The 16,700-nt window shown below is 75.0% G+C and carries 15 protein-coding genes; 10 read left to right on the forward strand and 5 right to left on the reverse strand.

Annotated elements, in window-relative coordinates:
- Position 1: 1 nt before the first annotated feature.
- Complete coding sequence (locus ABRQ22_RS04315; protein WP_353708705.1) at positions 2–1,753, forward strand: DUF5719 family protein; 1,752 nt, start codon at positions 2–4, stop codon at positions 1,751–1,753.
- 13 nt (positions 1,754–1,766) lie between these two features.
- Here the strand turns inward: ABRQ22_RS04315 and ABRQ22_RS04320 are convergent, their stop codons facing one another.
- Entirely contained in the window at positions 1,767–2,345 is a 579-nt protein-coding gene (locus tag ABRQ22_RS04320; protein ID WP_353708706.1) for a metallopeptidase family protein, read from the reverse strand.
- Positions 2,346–2,458: 113 nt separating this feature from the next.
- On the opposite strand from ABRQ22_RS04320, the gene ABRQ22_RS04325 reads away from it, so the two are divergent.
- The 3 genes from ABRQ22_RS04325 to ABRQ22_RS04335 are packed head-to-tail and all read left to right on the forward strand — an operon-like array spanning position 2,459 to position 4,513.
- Positions 2,459–2,812, forward strand: coding sequence for a DUF3499 domain-containing protein (locus tag ABRQ22_RS04325; protein WP_047232115.1), 354 nt, complete (start codon positions 2,459–2,461; stop codon positions 2,810–2,812).
- A 43-nt stretch (positions 2,813–2,855) separates the two neighbouring features.
- Complete coding sequence (locus ABRQ22_RS04330; protein WP_353708707.1) at positions 2,856–4,328, forward strand: phosphomannomutase/phosphoglucomutase; 1,473 nt, start codon at positions 2,856–2,858, stop codon at positions 4,326–4,328.
- Entirely contained in the window at positions 4,325–4,513 is a 189-nt protein-coding gene (locus ABRQ22_RS04335; protein ID WP_141389178.1) for a hypothetical protein, read from the forward strand. Before ABRQ22_RS04330 ends, ABRQ22_RS04335 begins: the two co-directional genes overlap by 4 nt.
- Positions 4,514–4,641: 128 nt before the next feature.
- Here the strand turns inward: ABRQ22_RS04335 and ABRQ22_RS04340 are convergent, their stop codons facing one another.
- The 3 genes from ABRQ22_RS04340 to ABRQ22_RS04350 all read right to left on the reverse strand — a co-directional run bounded on the left by ABRQ22_RS04340 (position 4,642) and on the right by ABRQ22_RS04350 (position 7,944).
- Positions 4,642–5,589 (reverse strand): glycine betaine ABC transporter substrate-binding protein, encoded by a 948-nt coding sequence (locus ABRQ22_RS04340; protein ID WP_353708708.1) that lies wholly within the window; start codon positions 5,587–5,589, stop codon positions 4,642–4,644.
- 127 nt (positions 5,590–5,716) lie between these two features.
- On the reverse strand, positions 5,717–6,586 hold the full coding sequence (locus tag ABRQ22_RS04345; RefSeq protein ID WP_353708709.1) for a proline/glycine betaine ABC transporter permease: 870 nt from the start codon (positions 6,584–6,586) through the stop codon (positions 5,717–5,719).
- Positions 6,583–7,944 (reverse strand): glycine betaine/L-proline ABC transporter ATP-binding protein, encoded by a 1,362-nt coding sequence (locus ABRQ22_RS04350; protein ID WP_353708710.1) that lies wholly within the window; start codon positions 7,942–7,944, stop codon positions 6,583–6,585. The genes ABRQ22_RS04345 and ABRQ22_RS04350 overlap by 4 nt, the downstream gene beginning before the upstream one ends.
- 579 nt (positions 7,945–8,523) lie before the next feature.
- Here ABRQ22_RS04350 and ahcY point away from each other — a divergent pair.
- The 5 genes from ahcY to ABRQ22_RS04375 all read left to right on the forward strand — a co-directional run bounded on the left by ahcY (position 8,524) and on the right by ABRQ22_RS04375 (position 14,702).
- On the forward strand, positions 8,524–10,086 hold the full coding sequence (gene ahcY, locus ABRQ22_RS04355) for an adenosylhomocysteinase (protein ID WP_353708711.1): 1,563 nt from the start codon (positions 8,524–8,526) through the stop codon (positions 10,084–10,086).
- Positions 10,087–10,121: 35 nt separating this feature from the next.
- Entirely contained in the window at positions 10,122–10,739 is a 618-nt protein-coding gene (locus ABRQ22_RS04360; RefSeq protein ID WP_353708712.1) for a hypothetical protein, read from the forward strand.
- A 133-nt stretch (positions 10,740–10,872) separates the two neighbouring features.
- Positions 10,873–12,390: a sensor domain-containing protein gene (locus tag ABRQ22_RS04365; RefSeq protein WP_353708713.1), complete on the forward strand. Its 1,518-nt coding sequence runs from the start codon at positions 10,873–10,875 to the stop codon at positions 12,388–12,390.
- Positions 12,391–12,505: 115 nt separating this feature from the next.
- Entirely contained in the window at positions 12,506–13,165 is a 660-nt protein-coding gene (locus ABRQ22_RS04370) for a response regulator transcription factor (protein ID WP_253053239.1), read from the forward strand.
- Positions 13,166–13,307: 142 nt separating this feature from the next.
- Positions 13,308–14,702, forward strand: coding sequence for an acyltransferase family protein (locus ABRQ22_RS04375; RefSeq protein WP_353708714.1), 1,395 nt, complete (start codon positions 13,308–13,310; stop codon positions 14,700–14,702).
- 21 nt (positions 14,703–14,723) lie between these two features.
- Here the strand turns inward: ABRQ22_RS04375 and ABRQ22_RS04380 are convergent, their stop codons facing one another.
- Positions 14,724–15,542 carry an RDD family protein gene (locus ABRQ22_RS04380; RefSeq protein ID WP_253053243.1) on the reverse strand — a complete coding sequence of 273 codons (819 nt, stop codon included), beginning with the start codon at positions 15,540–15,542 and terminating at the stop codon, positions 14,724–14,726.
- 89 nt (positions 15,543–15,631) lie between these two features.
- Between ABRQ22_RS04380 and ABRQ22_RS04385 the strand changes: the two genes are divergently transcribed.
- Positions 15,632–16,621, forward strand: a complete 990-nt coding sequence (locus ABRQ22_RS04385) for a stage II sporulation protein M (protein WP_253053245.1) — start codon at positions 15,632–15,634, stop codon at positions 16,619–16,621.
- The last annotated feature ends 79 nt before the right edge of the window (positions 16,622–16,700 follow it).

The following is a 16,700-nucleotide window of genomic DNA, read 5'->3' on the forward strand; positions in this document are numbered from 1 at the left end:
GGTGACGACGGAGAACGAGACGGGTGAGGGCCGGGCGGCGGCGGACGGGGCGACCGCCGGGACGTCCCGCAGCCGGCGGCGCGGGGTGGTGCGCCGGGTCACGACGACGGGCGCCGGCCTGGTCGGGATGCTCGCGGTCGGCGCCGTGGCCGCGTTCGGGAGCACGGGCGCGACGCTGGTCCCCGCCGCGCCGCCCCCCGCCGACCCGGTCGAGCGGGTCGCCGTCGAGCCGGCCCCGGAGGTCACGGTCTGCCCGGGGCCCGCGCGCCTCACCGACCCGGAGACGGTCGGTGACGCGCAGTTCGGTCCCGCGCCGGTCGGCACCGAGAGCAGCCTGCGCGCGGTCGTGGCGGGCGCCGGGTCGGCCGAGATCGGCGCGTTCGACGGCACGGCCGCGCGCACCGGCGCCCGGGCGCTGGATCGCGCCCCCGACGCCGACGTCACGGTGAGCACCGTCGAGGACCCTGGCGCGGGCAGCGTCCTGACCGTGCGCCCGGGCGAGGGGGCGGCGCCGCGGGTCGCGGCGTCGGTCGGGTCCGTGACGACCGCCGGCGACCTGCGCGGCCTCGCCGCGGCGAGCTGCGCGCGGCCCGGCATCAGCCAGTGGCTCGTGGGCGGGAGCACCCAGATCGGCAGCAGCACCCAGCTCGTGCTGCAGAACCCGGGGCTCACGCCCGCCGTCGTGCAGGTCGACGTCTGGGGCCAGGGCGGGGCCGCGGTGCTCTCCGGGGGCGGGCAGCAGCTCGTGGGCCCGGGCGAGGAGGTCGTGACGCTCGTCGAGGCGGCCGCCCCCGAGCAGCGGCGTCTCGTCGTGCACGTCGCGGCGACGGGCGGGCTCGTCTCCGCCTACCTCCAGCACTCCACGCTCGACGGGCTGGTCCCGCTCGGCGTCGACTACGTCGTCCCCGGCGCGGACCCCGCGCACGACCTGGCGCTCGCGGGCGTCGCGAGCATCGGCGAGGCCGTCGACGACCCGCACGCGCCGCAGCTCCGCCTCCTCGCCCCCGGCGACCAGGCGGGGACCGCGCAGGTGACGGTCTACGGGGCGGACGGGCCCGTCCCGCTGCGCGGCGTGGAGGACGTCGCCCTCACGCCGGGGGTCGTCACCGACGTCTCGCTCGGGGGGCTCCCCGCGGGGTCGTACGCCGTGGCCGTGCACGCGGACGTCCCCGTCGTCGCGGGGGCGTCGGTCGACCGGCGAGGCGAGGCCGACCCCGACCTGCTGCACGAGGAGCGTCAGTACGACCGGGCGTGGATCGCCGCGCGGGCGCTGGTGCCCCCCGCGGAGGACGCCCCGGCCGTGGCGGACGACGCGCGGGCCGGGCAGGTCGCGCTCGTCCCCGGCACGACGTCGGTCCTGACGCTCGCGGCAGTCCCGGCGACGGGCCCGGCGGAGGACGGCGACGACGCGGCCGGACGCCTCGAGCTCCGCGTCCGCGCCTACGACGAGGACGGCGCCGAGGCCGGGACGACGACCGTGGCGCTCGCCGCCGGCACGACGCAGACGCTCGACCCGTCCGCGCTGGTGGCGGAGGGATCCGACGCCACGGTCGCGGCCGTGACGGTCGACGTCGTCGGTCCGCGCGGGGACCTGGAGCCGGTCTGGTCGGTCACGGCGAGCGCGGGTCACCCGAGCGGGGACGACGGCGACGAGACCCCGAGCCTGCTCTCGGTGCTCCTGCCCGTGGCCGACGTCCCCGCGCCCGGCACCGTCGCGGTCCGTGCCTCGGGCACCGCGGGCCTCGGGGGCTAGGGACCGACGCGGGTCAGCGGTCGCCGGTGTACCGGGGGTCGATCTCCTCCGGCGTGCGCGCGAGCAGGTGGGCGACCTGCTCCACGAGCACGTCGCGGACGAGGTCCTCCAGGTCCTCGGCGTCGAACGCGCGGGCCTCGACCGGCCGTCGGTAGACGACGATGCGCGCGGGCTGACCCGACTCCGCGGGGAAGCACCGGCCGAGCGGGACGCCGCCGTCCTCCCAGGGGGCAGGGTCGGACGGCGGCACGTCCTCGACCGCGAACTCCGTCCCGCGCAGCTGCTTGGCCCACGAGCGCTCGACCCGCTCGACGACGTCGACGACGACGTCGTCGAACTTCTCCGCCCGCGTGCGGCTCGCCGGTGCGGTGGGCGGCAGGAGCGGCCCGCGGATCCCGCGACCCCGGCGGTCCCGGCGTCGCGGCACCGGACCCTGACCGCCCGGGCCGGGCGCCCGAGGCGGGATGACGAGCTCGTCGAACGAGACGGGGGGCGGGGCGGGGGTCGCCCGGCGCGACCAGCGGTCGCGGGCCCGGCGCCCCTTGCCGGCGGGCTCGGGCCGCGAGCCGGGGGACGGAGTGTTGCCACGCACACCACGACTCTAGCCCGCCGCCGCCCGGCGCAGCGCGCCCACCTGCGGCGGCGCGGGCGCTCGGACGGCGTGTGGCGGCCCCACGACACGCCAGGAAGGCGTAAGGTCAGCGCGTGAGATCCGTCAGGCAGTGCTCGCGCACGGCGTGCGTCCGTGCCGCCGTCGCGACCCTCACCTACGTCTACGCCGACTCCACGGCGGTCCTCGGCCCGCTCGCGCACCTCGCCGAGCCGCACTCCTACGACCTGTGCGCCGAGCACGCGGAGCGCCTCACCGCACCGCGCGGCTGGGAGGTCGTGCGGCTGTCGCCCCAGTTCGTCGAGACCGGCCCGAGCGACGACGACCTGTCGGCGCTCGCGGACGCGGTGCGCGAGGCGGGCAAGGTCCGGACGGAGCCGGAGCCGCCGGACGTCACCGAGGTGGGGCGACGCGGCCACCTGCGCGTCCTGCGCGCCGAGGGCGACTGACCCCGACGCACCCCCGTACCCCCGCCTCGGTAGGGTGGGCGGCGTGACGACCGACCTCTCCCACCTCATCAAGGCGTACGACGTCCGCGGCACCGTCCCGGACCAGCTCAACCCTCAGGTGGCGAAGGCCATCGGTGCCGCGTTCGCCCGTGCGGTCGTGCTCCCCGAGGCGCCGGCCCCCGCAGGCGACGCGCCCGCCCGGGCGAGCGTCGTCGTCGGGCACGACATGCGGGACTCCGGGCCGGAGCTCGTGGACGCGTTCGCGGCGGGTCTCGTCGAGGCCGGGGTCGACGTCGTGCGCATCGGGATGTGCTCGACGGACGGGCTCTACCACGCGTCCGGCGTCCTCGGTGCGCCCGGCGCGATGTTCACCGCGAGCCACAACCCCGCGGTCTACAACGGGATCAAGCTGTGCCGCGCGGGCGCGCGCCCGGTGGGCCAGGACTCGGGGCTCGCGGAGGTCCGCCGGCTCGCGGAGGGGTACCTCGACGACGGCCTCCCCGCCGCCGCGGACGAGCCGGGGACGGTCACCGACCGCGACACGCTCCCGGACTACGCGGCGTTCCTGCGCTCGCTCGTCGACCTGTCCGGGATCCGGCCGCTCAAGGTCGTGGTCGACGCCGGGAACGGGATGGGTGGCTACACCGTCCCGGCCGTCCTGGGCACGGGCGCGGGCCTGCCCGCGCTCCCGCTCGACGTGGTGCCGCTGTACTTCGAGCTCGACGGCACGTTCCCGAACCACGAGGCGAACCCGCTCGACCCGAAGAACCTGCTCGACCTGCAGGCCGCCGTCGTGGAGCACGACGCCGACCTCGGGCTCGCGTTCGACGGGGACGCCGACCGCTGCTTCGTCGTCGACGAGCACGGCGACCCGGTGTCGCCGTCGGCGATCACGGCGCTCGTCGGGCTGCGCGAGGTCGCGAAGGAGGTCGAGGCGGGGCGCACGCCGACCGTGATCCACAACCTCATCACGTCGCGGGCCGTGCCCGACTTCCTCGGGGCCGCCGGCGCCCGGACCGTGCGCACGCGCGTCGGCCACTCGTTCATCAAGGCGCAGATGGCCCAGAACGACGCCGTGTTCGGCGGCGAGCACAGCGCGCACTACTACTTCCGCGACTTCTTCTTCGCCGACACGGGGATGCTCGCGGCGATGCACGTGCTCGCCGCCCTCGGGTCGCAGCCGCACCCCCTCTCGGCGCTCGGGGAGATGTACGAGCCGTACGTCGCCTCGGGCGAGATCAACTCGACCGTGGCCGACGTGCCGGCGGCCCGGGCGCGCGTCGTCGAGGCGTACGTGACGCAGCAGGGCGGCGGGCCGGTCGAGGTCGACGAGCTCGACGGGCTGACCGTCTCGCACTGGGACTCCCACCCGCAGTGGTGGTTCAACCTCCGCGCCTCGAACACCGAGCCGCTGCTGCGGCTCAACGTCGAGGCCGCCGACGAGGACATCATGGAGAAGGTGCGCGACGACGTCCTGTCGCTCGTGCGCACGCACGACGACGAGGAGCGAGCATGAGCCTGCAGATCGACCCCTGGGTGCGCGAGGCCCTGCGCTGCCCCGTGACCGGCGCACGCCTGGTGGACGGCACCGGCCCCTCCGGGGAGCCGGAGCTGCACTCCACCGATCCCGACCGCCCCCTCGCGTACCCGGTGCGCGACGGCATCCCGGTCCTGCTGGAGGACGACGCGCGCGAGCTCTGAGAGCCGCACCGGTCCGAGGACGACAGGAGGCCGGCTCCCCGTGGGGAGCCGGCCTCCTGTCGTCAGCACGCCCGGGCGCGGAACCGACGGCGGCGAGCCGAGGACCGCGGCCCGTTCGTCGCGCGACGTCAGACGCCCGCGGCCTCCTTGAGATCGTCGACGAACGTCGGGTTCGCCTCGAGCCAGGCCTGGACGGCCTCGGCCTCGTCGGCGTACTCGTCGGAGTTGAACATCATGTTCTCGAGCGAGAAGAGCTGCTCGTCGTCGAGGGAGAAGGCGCCGAACAGCTTGGTCAGCGTCGGGTAGCGCTCCTCGAAGTCGGACGAGCCCCACATGTGGATCTTCTCGGCCTCGCCGAGCGCGGCCTCGGGGTCCTCGAGGTCGCGGACGGGGAACTCGTCGTAGGCCCAGTGCGGGCGCCACAGCGTGACGGCGATGTTCTCGCCCGCGTCGGTCGCGCCCTTGAGCTCGGCGAGCATCGCGGGGGTCGAGGAGATGGAGTAGTCCATGCCCTCGAGCCCGTAGGTCGGGATGACCTGCTCCTGGGTGATCTCGGTCAGGCCGGCGCCGGCCTCGATCCCGACGAGCTTGTTGCCGTACTCGTCGGCCATGCCGGCGAGGTCCTCGAGCGACTGCGCGGGCGAGTCCTCGTTCACCGCGATGGTGAGCTTGGCGTCGTCGTACCAGTAGCCGAGGTCGGTGACCTGGTCGCCGTACTCCTCCTCGTACGAGGCGTGCGTGTAGGGGAGCCAGACGTCGAGGGTGACGTCGAAGTCCCCGCCGGCCAGGCCGGTGTAGACGACGCCGATGTCGGCGGTCTGGGAGGTGACGTCGTAGCCCTCCTGCTCGAGGATCGCGGTCCACAGGTGGGACACGGCGATGCCCTCGTCCCAGCCGGAGGGGATGCCGATGGAGACCGACGTCTCGTCCTCGCCGGTCGAGCCGTCGGCGTCCGAGCCGCCGGAGCCGGAGTCGGAGGCGCAGGCGGTGAGGGCGAGGCCGAGGACGGCCGAGGCGGCGACCGCGGTGGTGCCACGAGCGAACCGGCGGGTGCTGCGGGTGCGTGCGGGGGTCATGCTGTCCTTCCCTGGGTCCGGGCGGACCCGGTCGGTGTGCCCGACGCCGGGGGTGCGGCGGGCGGGTTCCCGGCGCTGCGGCCGGGCACGGTTCGGGTGCTCCTGAGACCGGCTCAGACGCGCTCGCTCAGACGCGCGCCGCGGCGAGGGCGCGCGAGACGGGGGCGCGGTTGCCGAGGGCGGACGTCACGCGGTCGAGGAACATCGCGAGGATGACGACGGCGAGGCCCGCCTCGAAGCCGAGCGCGACGTTGACGCGCTGGAGCGCGGCGACGACGTCGTTGCCGAGGCCGCCGGCGCCGACCATGCCCGCGATGACGACCATGGAGAGCGACAGCATGATGACCTGGTTGACGCCGGCCATGATGGTCGGGAGCGCGAGCGGGAGCTGGATCTGGCGCAGGATGCGGCCCGGGGTCGCGCCGAACGCCTGGCCTGCCTCGACGACCTCCTTGTCCACCTGCCGGATGCCGAGCTCGGTGAACCGCACGCCCGGCGCCATGGCGAAGATGATCGTCGCGATGATGCCCGGGACGGGTCCCGTGAGGAAGATGACGACGGTCGGGATGAGGTAGACGAAGGCCGGCATGGTCTGCATGAAGTCGAGGATCGGCCGCACGACCGCGGAGACGCGGTCGTTGCGCGCGGCCCAGATGCCGACCGGGATCGCGACGACGAGCGCCAGGACGGCGGACAGCAGGACGAGCGCGAGGGTGTCCATCGCGTTGTCCCACTGGTCGACGCCGGCGATGACGACGAAGCCGACGAGCGAGCCGAGCGCGAGCTTCCAGCCCTTGGCGAGGAGCGCGAGGGCGGCGAGCGCGAGCGCGACGACCCAGAACGGCGGGCTCGACAGGATCGTGTCGAGGCCGTCGTAGATGCCGACGAGGACGTCCTTGACGAAGCGGAAGAGCGGCCGGAACGTCGTGGTCATCCAGTCGACGAACGTGTCGACCCACTCGCCGAGCGGGATGCGGGGGACGAGGGTGTCGTTCACGCGGCACCTCCCTCGGTCGTCGGGTGGGCGTCCACGGCGGCGTCCCCGACGGCCTCGTCCTGCACCGCGGGCGCGCCGAGGTCGATCTCGCCCGTGCGCGGCTGCTCGGTCGGGACCATGGCCTCGAGCAGGGTGACGCGCGGGACGACGCCGACGAGGCGGCCCTCGGCGTCGGTCACGGGCACGGGGAGCGAGGACTCGGCCGCGGGCGCGAAGATCTCCGCGAGAGGCGTGTCCGGGGAGACCGGGGCGACGCCGTCGTGCACGAGGTCCCCGATGCTCTCCTTGCCGGCCTTGAGGGCGGCGACCGCGTCGTCGTCGCGCACGACGCCGTGCAGCACGCGCTGGCGGTCGACGACGTACGCGGCCGAGACCTGCGCCTCGCGCATCGCGCGGCTCGCCTGACGCGGCCCGCCGCTGACGGGCACGACGACCGCGGGTCGCACCATGACGGACGACGCGGTGAGGACGCGCGTCCGGTCGACGTCGGCGACGAACTGCGCGACGTAGTCGTTCGCGGGGTCGGACAGGATCTGCTCGGCGGTGCCGATCTGGACGATCCGGCCGTCGCGCATGACGGCGATGCGGTCACCGAGGTGCATGGCCTCGTTGAGGTCGTGCGTGATGAAGACGATCGTCTTGCCGAGACGCTGCTGCAGGTCGAGCAGCTGCTCCTGCATCTCGCGCCGGATGAGCGGGTCGAGCGCGCTGAACGCCTCGTCCATGAGCAGGACGTCGGTGTCGGCGGCGAGCGCGCGGGCGAGCCCGACGCGCTGGCGCATGCCGCCCGAGAGCTGCGACGGGAGCGAGTCCTCCCAGCCGCCGAGCCCGACGAGGTCGAGCGCGGTGCGGGCCTTCTCGCGGCGCTCGGCCTTGCCGACGCCCTGGATCTCGAGCGGGTACGCCGCGTTGTCGAGCACCGTGCGGTGCGGCAGGAGCGCGAAGTGCTGGAACACCATGCTCACGCTGCTGCGTCGCAGGGCGCGCAGCTGCTTGGCGTCGGTCGCCGCGAGGTCGGTGCCGCCGACCACGACGTGCCCGGCCGTCGGCTTCCACAGGCCGTTGAGCATGCGGATGAGCGTGGACTTGCCGGAGCCGGAGAGGCCCATGACGACGAAGATCTCGCCGCGCCGGACGTCGAAGCTCGCGTCGATGACGGCGGCCGTGCCGAGCGCCTTGACGTCGTCACGGGCCGCGCCCTGCTCGAGCCGGCGGATCGCCTCGACCGGCCGACGGCCGAAGACCTTGTAGACGTCGCGCACGGAGACGGCGACGTCGGTGGGAGGAGGGGTCGACGGTGCGGGGGAGCCGACCGTCGTGTCGCTGCTGTCGGGCGGGGTGATGCTGGGAGCGGTCATGCGGGCGGGTCTCGCCACCTTCCGTGCGGGGACCGGCACGCCCCGCGCGAGGACGGCGCCAGAGGATTCCGGCGGCGGCGTCTCGGGAGCGTGGCACGCGGCCGTGATCGCGTCGCGGTCGGACGCCCGAGGGCGACCTCCGCGCTCGGCGCGCAGCGGGCCACATGCTGGTCCGACGTCAATCGGTACTCCAGCACCCTGCCTGATTCGAGGGTCAACTTCTACCTACGACCCCGGGATCGGGGACTGTTCCAGGACGATTCTTGACCCACCATCGTTGGAACGGTGCGGATGCCGACGGATCGCGGATCGTTATCTCTTTGTGATCTTGAGATGGTCAAGCATTCGTGTTACGCGCGCGCCCGGGCGCGCGCGCTGGACGAACGGTGCGGCGAGCTCGGGGCGCCGTGCTCGCCGGGGCCGGGCGGCGCCGTCGTCGGTAGGCTGGGACCGGGTGGGCTGCGGCCCCGCCCGGCGCGGACGGGAGCCCCCAGCGCAGCCACCGGCCGGCCAGTCGGCCAGCCACCGGCGGGACCGGTACCACCGGCCCGACCGGCACCGAGAACGCACAGGAGAACCATGTCCACCACAGCGCCAGCCCCGACGACCGGCACCTCGGGAGCCGCTCCCGGCTTCGACGAGGTCCCCGGCCGCTACAAGGTCCGCGACCTGTCCCTCGCGGAGGCGGGCCGTCACCAGCTCCGTCTCGCGGAGCACGAGATGCCCGGCCTCATGGCGCTGCGCGCCGAGTACGGGGAGTCGCAGCCGCTCGCGGGCGCCCGCATCGCCGGCTCGCTCCACATGACCGTGCAGACCGCCGTCCTCATCGAGACGCTCGTCGCGCTCGGGGCGCAGGTGCGCTGGGCGAGCTGCAACATCTTCTCCACGCAGGACGAGGCCGCGGCCGCCGTCGTCGTCGGGCCGCACGGGACGCCCGACGACCCGCAGGGCGTCCCGGTGTTCGCGTGGAAGGGCGAGAGCCTCGAGGAGTACTGGGACTGCACCGAGCAGATCCTCCTGTGGCCCGGCGACGAGTCGCCGAACCTCGTCCTCGACGACGGCGGCGACGCCACGATGCTCGTCCACCTCGGCCTGCAGTACGAACGCGCGGGCGTCGTCCCGCCCGACACGCTGCCCGGCGAGCCCGACCACACGCACGAGATGAACGTCGTGCGCGCCGTGCTGCGCCGCGCGCTCGAGGCCGACCCCCTGCGCTGGACGACGATCGCCCAGGCGATCCAGGGCGTCACCGAGGAGACGACGACGGGCGTGCACCGTCTCTACCAGCTCGCCGAGGCGGGCGAGCTGCTCTTCCCGGCGATCAACGTCAACGACTCGGTCACCAAGTCGAAGTTCGACAACAAGTACGGCATCCGCCACTCGCTGCCCGACGGCATCAACCGCGCGACCGACGTCCTCATGGGCGGCAAGGTCGCGTTCGTCGCGGGGTACGGCGACGTGGGCAAGGGCGCTGCGGAGGCGTTCCGCGGCCAGGGCGCGCGCGTCATCGTGTCCGAGGTCGACCCGATCTGCGCGCTCCAGGCCGCGATGGACGGCTACCAGGTCGCCCGGATCGAGGACGTGCTCGGCGAGGCGGACTTCTTCATCACGACCACGGGCAACAAGGACGTGATCCGCGCCGAGCACCTCGTCGCGATGAAGGACAAGGCCGTCGTCGGGAACATCGGGCACTTCGACAACGAGATCGACATGGCCGGCCTCGCCGAGGTGCCCGGGGTGACGCGCACCGAGATCAAGGCCCAGGTCCACGAGTGGACGTTCGCGGAGCCCGGCCCGGGCGGGCAGCCCGCGGGCCGCTCGATCGTCGTGCTCTCCGAGGGGCGCCTGCTCAACCTCGGCAACGCGACCGGCCACCCGTCCTTCGTCATGAGCAACTCGTTCTCCAACCAGGTGATCGGCCAGATCGAGCTGTTCCAGGACGCCACGTCCGCCGCGCGCGAGGGCCGCGAGCGCTCCTACGCCCGCCAGGTGTACCGCCTGCCCAAGGTGCTCGACGAGAAGGTGGCGCGCCTGCACCTCGACGCGCTCGGCGTGCGGCTCACCGAGCTCTCGCCCTCCCAGGCCGACTACCTCGGCGTCCCCGTCGAGGGCCCGTACAAGCCCGAGCACTACCGCTACTGAGCGCCGACAGCCCGCTCGCGCCACGAGGAGGTCGCATGGACCAGTCGCCCGACGAGCGTGGCCCCGTCGCGCCCCCGCCCACCGCGGGCGGGGGCGCGACGGGACAGGTCGGCCCGCAGGCCGACGGCGAGCCCGCGGGCCCGCCCCCGGGCGTCCGTCCGCTGTGGCACCGGGTCGGTGACCGGTGGGAGCGCGAGCCCCCGCACGACCTGCTCTACGGCGCGATCGTCGCCGGGTTCGTCATGGCGGTGTCCAGCGTGCACGCCCCGACGGGCGATCGCGTGGTCGTCGCGACGGGCCTCGTCGCGGTCGGGTACTGGCTCGCGCACTGCTACGTCGACGCGGTCAGCGGGCGGTTCCGCGACAGCGGTCACTCCCTGTGGGACCGCACCCGCGCGGCTCTCCGCCTCAACGTGGGGGTGCTGCTCGGTGCGGTCCCCGGGATCGTCGTCTACCTGGTCGCGTACGCGTTCGGCCTCGACGTGGAGGACGCCGCGCTCGTCGCGGTGTGGTTCACCGTGCTCCTCCTCGGCGTCGTCGGCTTCCTCGCCGCGTACCGGGCGGGTGCCCGGGGCGCACGGCTCGTCGGGGAGACGCTCCTCGCCGCGGCGTTCGCGGGCGTGGTCATCGGCGTCAAGTACCTCCTGCACTGACCCGGACGGCGCGGTGACCGTGCCGGCGACCGCCCGACGGGTCGCCGCGCCGGGGCGACACGGGGGACGTCCCCACCCCGGCGCGGCGGACGCCACCCTGTCGCCGTGACCGCGGCTCGCCGAGACTGGCACCATGACTGCCGTGACCCCTGACCAGCCGAGCGTCGTGCCGACGGGCGACCCGCCGTCGGGCACCCCGACCCCGGGTGCGGGCCACGGCCCCCTGGCCCCGACCGTCCCCGCGACGGGAGATGCGCCCACGGGCGTCGCGGCGGCGGACGCGACGACGTTCGCCGGCACGCAGCCCGACCCCCGGTACGTCGACCACCGCGAGCGCGTGGCGTTCGCGCGCGCGCCGTTCCACCGGCAGACGTGGCGCGCGTACGGATACCTGTGGCTCGCGATCCTCCTCGCGCCGTTCGCGTTCACCTACGGGCTGTTCGCGGTGGTCTTCCTCGTGGCGATGCTGGTGCCGGTCATCGGCCTCGTGGTCGCGGGGTGGGTCGTGGTCGGCGGGCGGGGCTGGGGCTCGATGTACCGGTCACTGGCGCGCTCGGCGCTCGGCATCGACGTCGCCGCCCCCGCGCCGTACGTCCGGCGGCGCGGTTTCTGGAGCACCCTGTGGGGCGGCATCGGCGACGGGACCGGCTGGCGGGCCGTGCTCTTCCTCGTCGTCACGTTCCCCCTCGCGATCGTGTCCTTCGTGGTGAGCACCGTCTTCCTCGCCGTGGGGCTCGGCGGCACGACGCACTGGATCTGGTCGCGCTGGCTCCCCCTGCAGCAGGCGAGCGACGGGTCGTGGCACCGCGGCGCGTCGTTCGGTGTCGACTGGTACGTCGACACCCCGGTGCGCCAGCTCGGCCTCGTCCTGGTGGGGCTGCTCTTCCTCTGGCTCTGGGCGCAGGTCACGCGGGGCTTCGCCCAGCTCTTCCGCGCGCTCACCGTGGCGCTGCTCGGCCCGACCCTCTCGAGCCTGCGCGTCGCCGACCTCGAGGAGTCGCGCGGCCGCACCGTCGAGGACGCGGACGCCAAGCTGCGCCGCATCGAGCGCGACCTGCACGACGGCACGCAGGCCCGCCTCGTCGCCGTCGCGATGCAGCTCGGGGAGGCCAAGGAGCAGCTCGCCGGGGGCGGCGACCCGGGCGAGGCGCTCGAGCTCGTCGACCTCGCGCACTCGTCGACCAAGGAGGCGCTCGTCGAGCTCCGCGAGCTCGCGCGCGGCATCCACCCGCCCGCGCTCGACAACGGGCTCGCCGTCGCGCTCGAGACGCTCGCGGCACGCTCGCCGCTCCCGGTGACGGTCGACGTCGACCCCGCCGTCGAGGCGTCCGGCCGGCTCGCGCCGGCCGTGGAGTCGATCGCGTACTTCTGCGTGGCCGAGCTCGTCACGAACGCGGTCAAGCACGCGCGGGCCACGGGCGCGTACGTGCTCGTCGAGCGGCAGGGGAGCGGGCGCGGCGCGCGGCTGCGCCTGCGGGTGCGCGACGACGGCCAGGGCGGCGCGCGCGTCGTGCAGCCCGGGTCCGACGGCCAGCGGTCCGGCCTCGCGGGCCTCGCGGAGCGCGTGCGCTCCGTGGACGGCTCGTTCGAGCTCACCAGCCCGGTCGGCGGCCCGACGGTCGTCACCGTCCTCCTGCCCGTCCGGGTCTGACGTGCGCACGGACCACCGTGTCCTGCCCGAGCGGGCGGGCGCCGTCGGGCACGATGTCCCCGGGGCATCCCGCCCGCCGGGGCCGTCGCACGGCCCGCCCGACCGGAAGGACACCATGCGGCTCGTCATCGCCGAGGACTCCGCCATCCTGCGCGACGGGCTCGTCGCGCTCGTCACCCGCCGCGGACACGAGGTCGTGGCCGCGGTCGCGGACGGCGACGAGCTCGTCGCGCGGGTGGCCCGGCTCGCGGCCGAGGACGCGCTGCCCGACGTCGCGGTCGTCGACATCCGGATGCCCCCGACGTTCACCGACGAGGGCCTGCGCGCCGCCCTCGCGCTGCGCGCGACGCACCCCGACCTCGGGGTGCTGCTGTTCTCCCAGTACGTCGAGACGCGGTTCGCGAGCGAGCTGCTGACGGGCGGCGCTCGCGGCGTCGGGTACCTGCTCAAGGACCGCGTCGCCGACGTCGGCGAGTTCGTCGACGCGCTCACGCGCATCGCCGCCGGTCAGACCGTGCTCGACCCCGAGGTCGTCAGCCAGCTCATGGGCGCCTCGCGGTCCGACGACGGGCTGGCGCGCCTCACACCGCGCGAGACGGAGGTCCTGGAGCTCATGGCGCAGGGCCGCTCGAACTCCGCCATCGCGGAGGCGCTGTTCCTCTCCTACGGCGCGGTCGAGAAGAACGTCACGTCGATCTTCGGCAAGCTCGGCCTGCCCCAGGACGCGGGCGACCACCGGCGCGTGCTCGCCGTGCTGCGCTACCTCAAGGTCTGAGCGGGGCGGGGGACAACCCCCGCCGGACCGGGTGGACCGCCGCGCCGGGGTCGGGGGACCGTCCCGTACCGGGACGAACGGGATGTTTCGAGACTGGTGAGCACCGGGGATCCTCCCGGGCTCGCCGACCTTGGAGCATCCCGTGGCCGTCCTGTCGCCGCCGCCGTCCCCGACCCGCGCGCCGTCCCGCGCGCGCCCCGTCCCCGCCCGACCGGCGTCCGCGGGCGGGCCGCACGCCCGCCGGGACCGACCGCCGTCGGGCGCCGCCCGGACGCCCGGCACCGCCCCGCTCCCCGGAGGGGACGGGCCGCGCCGACCTCGACGCGACGTGTTCGTCGACGCCGTGCGGGCCCTCGCGACGCTCAGCGTCCTCACGGTGCACTGGCTCATGGCGGACGCGACGTGGGACGGCGAGCACCTGCGCATCGGCAACGCCCTCGCGCACGGCGCCGGCTGGACCGTCACCTGGGCGCTGCAGGTCCTCGCGCTCCTGTTCTTCGCCGCCGGGGCCTCGGCCGCGTACGGGCTGCGGAGCGGGCCCGACGGCGGTCGCGCGCCCGGGCTCGCGGGCGCCGGGCGGGTGGTGGCGCGCCCCAGCGTCCTCGCCGACCTCGCTGCGGGAGCACGGCTCGCCGGGCGGCGCGTGCCCCGGCTCCTGCGGCCCGTCGGGGTGTTCGTCGGGGCGTGGGTGGTCGCGATCGGGGTGCTGCTCGCCGCCGGCCTGCCGGGGGACGCGGTCCGCTCGCTCGCGACGCTCGCGCCGCAGCTGCTGTGGTTCCTCGCGGTGTACCTCGGCCTCGTCGTGCTCACGCCGCTCCTGCGGCGCGCGCTGCACGCCGCGGGCTGGTGGACCGTCGGCGCGCTCGTCGCCGCGCCGCTCGCCGTCGAGGCGCTCCGCTTCGGCGCCGGGGCGGAGCGCCTCGCGCTCGTCGACGTCGTGCTCGTGTGGGCCGTCCCCTACGCCATCGGGCTCCTGTACGCCGACGCGCGCTCGGGGACGCGGGTCGTGCGGCGGGGGCGCGTGGTGCCCGTGGCCGTCCTCCCGCGGCCGCTCGTGCTCGTCGGGGTCGCGCTCGCGTCGGCGGCGCTCGCGGCCCTGCTCGTCGCCGTCGGGCCGTACCCCGTGTCGCTCATCGGCATGCCGGGGGACACGATGTCGAACCTCGGGCCGCCCACGGCGCCCGTCGTCCTGCACGCGGTCGCCCTCGTCGCCCTCGCGCTCGCCGCCCGAGGACCGCTCGTGCGCTGGGCGGACGGGCGTGGCCGCGCCGTCGTCGCGGGCCTCGCCCGACGGTCGATGACCGTCTACCTGTGGCACCTGACGGCGGTGATCGTCGTCGTCGGGACGGTGCTCGTGGCGCTCGGCCAGCAGCTCCCGCCCCCGGGCAGCGCCGACTGGTGGGCGAGCCGCCCGGTCTGGTTCGGCGCCTTCGCGCTCGTGCTCCTGGGGATCTCCCGCGTGGTGGGTCGCTTCGAGGACGCCCGCCCCGCGCGACGTGCCGGCGCCGCAGGGGCCTCGGGACCCGCGGGGCGCTGACACCGTGCGCGGGCGTCGGCGTCAGCGCGTGGGGTCGGGGATCGAGTAGGGGAGCCGGTGCAGCAGCTCGGCCTGCTCGCGCGCGAGCGCCTGCGCGCGCTGCGCCGTCGCCCAGTCCCGGTCGCGCCGCTCGGCGAGCACCGCCAGGAGGAACGTCTCCGGGTGCGTGCCGGGCGGCGGGCCGGGCGCCACGTACCGCTCGACCTGTCCCGCGAGCTCCTGGCCGAGCCGGGCCCGCGACGCCGGGTGAAGCGTGTTCGACCGCGCCAGGAACTGCCGCGCGGCGAGCGCGAGACCGTCGGGCAGGCGGCGCATGTCGGCGTGGGACGCCCACGCGGCGAGGTACGGCGGCATGACGAGCGGCGCGAGCGTCGGCCGCCCGCCCCGCACCCGGATCGCGTACGTCCCCGCCGCCATGTCGCCGAGGCGCTTGCCCTTGTCGTTCGTCAGCGACGCGACGAGCGCGACGGAGCCGAGCGTCAGCCAGATCTCGCCGATGCCGACCAGCGCGCGCAGGAAGGCGTGCCGGAAGCGGACCGGGCCGCCGTCGTCGCGCACGACCCGGATGCCCAGCGCGAGCTTCCCGAGCGAGCGCCCGCGCGACAGCGTCTCCACGGTCGTCGGGACGACGACCATGACGAGGACGGCGAGCGCGATCCCGATGGCCGGGGCGAAGTCCGGGTCGACCAGCTCGAGCGAGCCCGACGTCGCGAAGAGCAGCGCGAACAGCGCGACGAACAGCGTGAGCATGTCGAGGAAGAGCGCGAGGCCGCGGGTGACGAACGAGGCCGGTCGTGCATCGAGGACCACGCCCTCGCCGATCAGGATGCCGTCCCGCACGCTGCTCCTCGCCCTCGCTCCGTCACGGGTCCGTGCCCGCACGCCGGTCGGCGCACCGGCGGCACGCCCTGTGTGGCAGGGTATCGGTCGTGGACCTCGACGCCTTCACCGACGTGCACCGCGCGCAGTGGGACCGCCTGGAGACCCTCACGTCGCGGCGCACGCTCGACGGCGCCGAGGCGGACGAGCTGGTCCGGCTCTACCAGGCCGTCGCGACGCACCTGTCGACCGTCCGGTCCGTCGCGCCCGACCCCGTGCTCATCTCGCGCCTGTCCGTGCTGCTGGGCAAGGCCCGCACCCGCATCGCGGGGGCGCACGAGCCCGCGTGGCGCGACGTCGTGCGGTTCCTCACCGTGTCCCTGCCCGCCGCCCTGTACCGGATCCGGTGGTGGTCGGTCGGCGTGACGGTCGCGTGCGTCGTCGTGGCGCTCGTCGCCGGGGTCTGGGTCGCGACGACGCCCGAGGGCCTCGCGTCCATGGGGCCGCCGAGCGTCCAGGAGAACTACGTGAACGAGGCGTTCGCGTCCTACTACGACCCCGGGCTCGACTTCGCGACGGTCGTCTGGACCAACAACGCCTGGATCGCGGCGCAGTGCATCGGGCTGGGGATCACGGGGATCTTCCCCGCGTACGTGCTGTTCTCGAACGCCGTGGCCATCGGCTCGACCGGCGGCATGATGGCCGCGCACGGCGAGCTGGGGCTGTTCCTCCAGCTCATCGCGCCGCACGGACTGCTCGAGCTCATGTCGGTGTTCGTCGCCGGCGCCGCAGGGCTCCGCATCTTCTGGGCGTGGGTCGATCCCGGCCCGCTCCCGCGCTCGCGCGCGCTCGCCCAGGAGGGCCGCGCGCTCGTCACCGTCGCGATCGGGCTCGTCATCGCGCTCGCGATCTCCGGGGTGATCGAGGGCTTCGTCACGGGCTCGACCATGCCGTGGTGGCTCAAGATCGTCATCGGCGCGATCGCGCTCGCCGGGTTCTGGGTCTACACGATCGTGCTCGGCCGTCGTGCGGTGGCGGCCGGGGAGACCGGCGACCTCACCGCCGACCACGCGGGCGACGTCGCCCCGGTCGCGGCCTGACGGTTCTTCCTGGCTCCAGCCTCCCGGCTCCTCCCAGCTCTGGACTCGTCGGCTCCCGGATCGGCTGCCGGCCATCGGC

Source organism: Cellulosimicrobium sp. ES-005, assembly GCF_040448685.1.
Taxonomy (GTDB): Bacteria; Actinomycetota; Actinomycetes; order Actinomycetales; family Cellulomonadaceae; genus Cellulosimicrobium; species Cellulosimicrobium cellulans_G.

Bases quoted from the DNA above. Each gene is read 5' to 3' on its own strand.
- ABRQ22_RS04335 (WP_141389178.1), top strand. From the start codon at position 4,325: ATGAGCCTGCAGATCGACCCCTGGGTGCGCGAGGCCCTGCGCTGCCCC.
- ABRQ22_RS04340 (WP_353708708.1), bottom strand. From the start codon at position 5,589: ATGACCCCCGCACGCACCCGCAGCACCCGCCGGTTCGCTCGTGGCACC.
- ABRQ22_RS04350 (WP_353708710.1), bottom strand. From the start codon at position 7,944: ATGACCGCTCCCAGCATCACCCCGCCCGACAGCAGCGACACGACGGTC.
- ahcY (WP_353708711.1), top strand. From the start codon at position 8,524: ATGTCCACCACAGCGCCAGCCCCGACGACCGGCACCTCGGGAGCCGCT.
- ABRQ22_RS04360 (WP_353708712.1), top strand. From the start codon at position 10,122: ATGGACCAGTCGCCCGACGAGCGTGGCCCCGTCGCGCCCCCGCCCACC.
- ABRQ22_RS04365 (WP_353708713.1), top strand. From the start codon at position 10,873: ATGACTGCCGTGACCCCTGACCAGCCGAGCGTCGTGCCGACGGGCGAC.
- ABRQ22_RS04370 (WP_253053239.1), top strand. From the start codon at position 12,506: ATGCGGCTCGTCATCGCCGAGGACTCCGCCATCCTGCGCGACGGGCTC.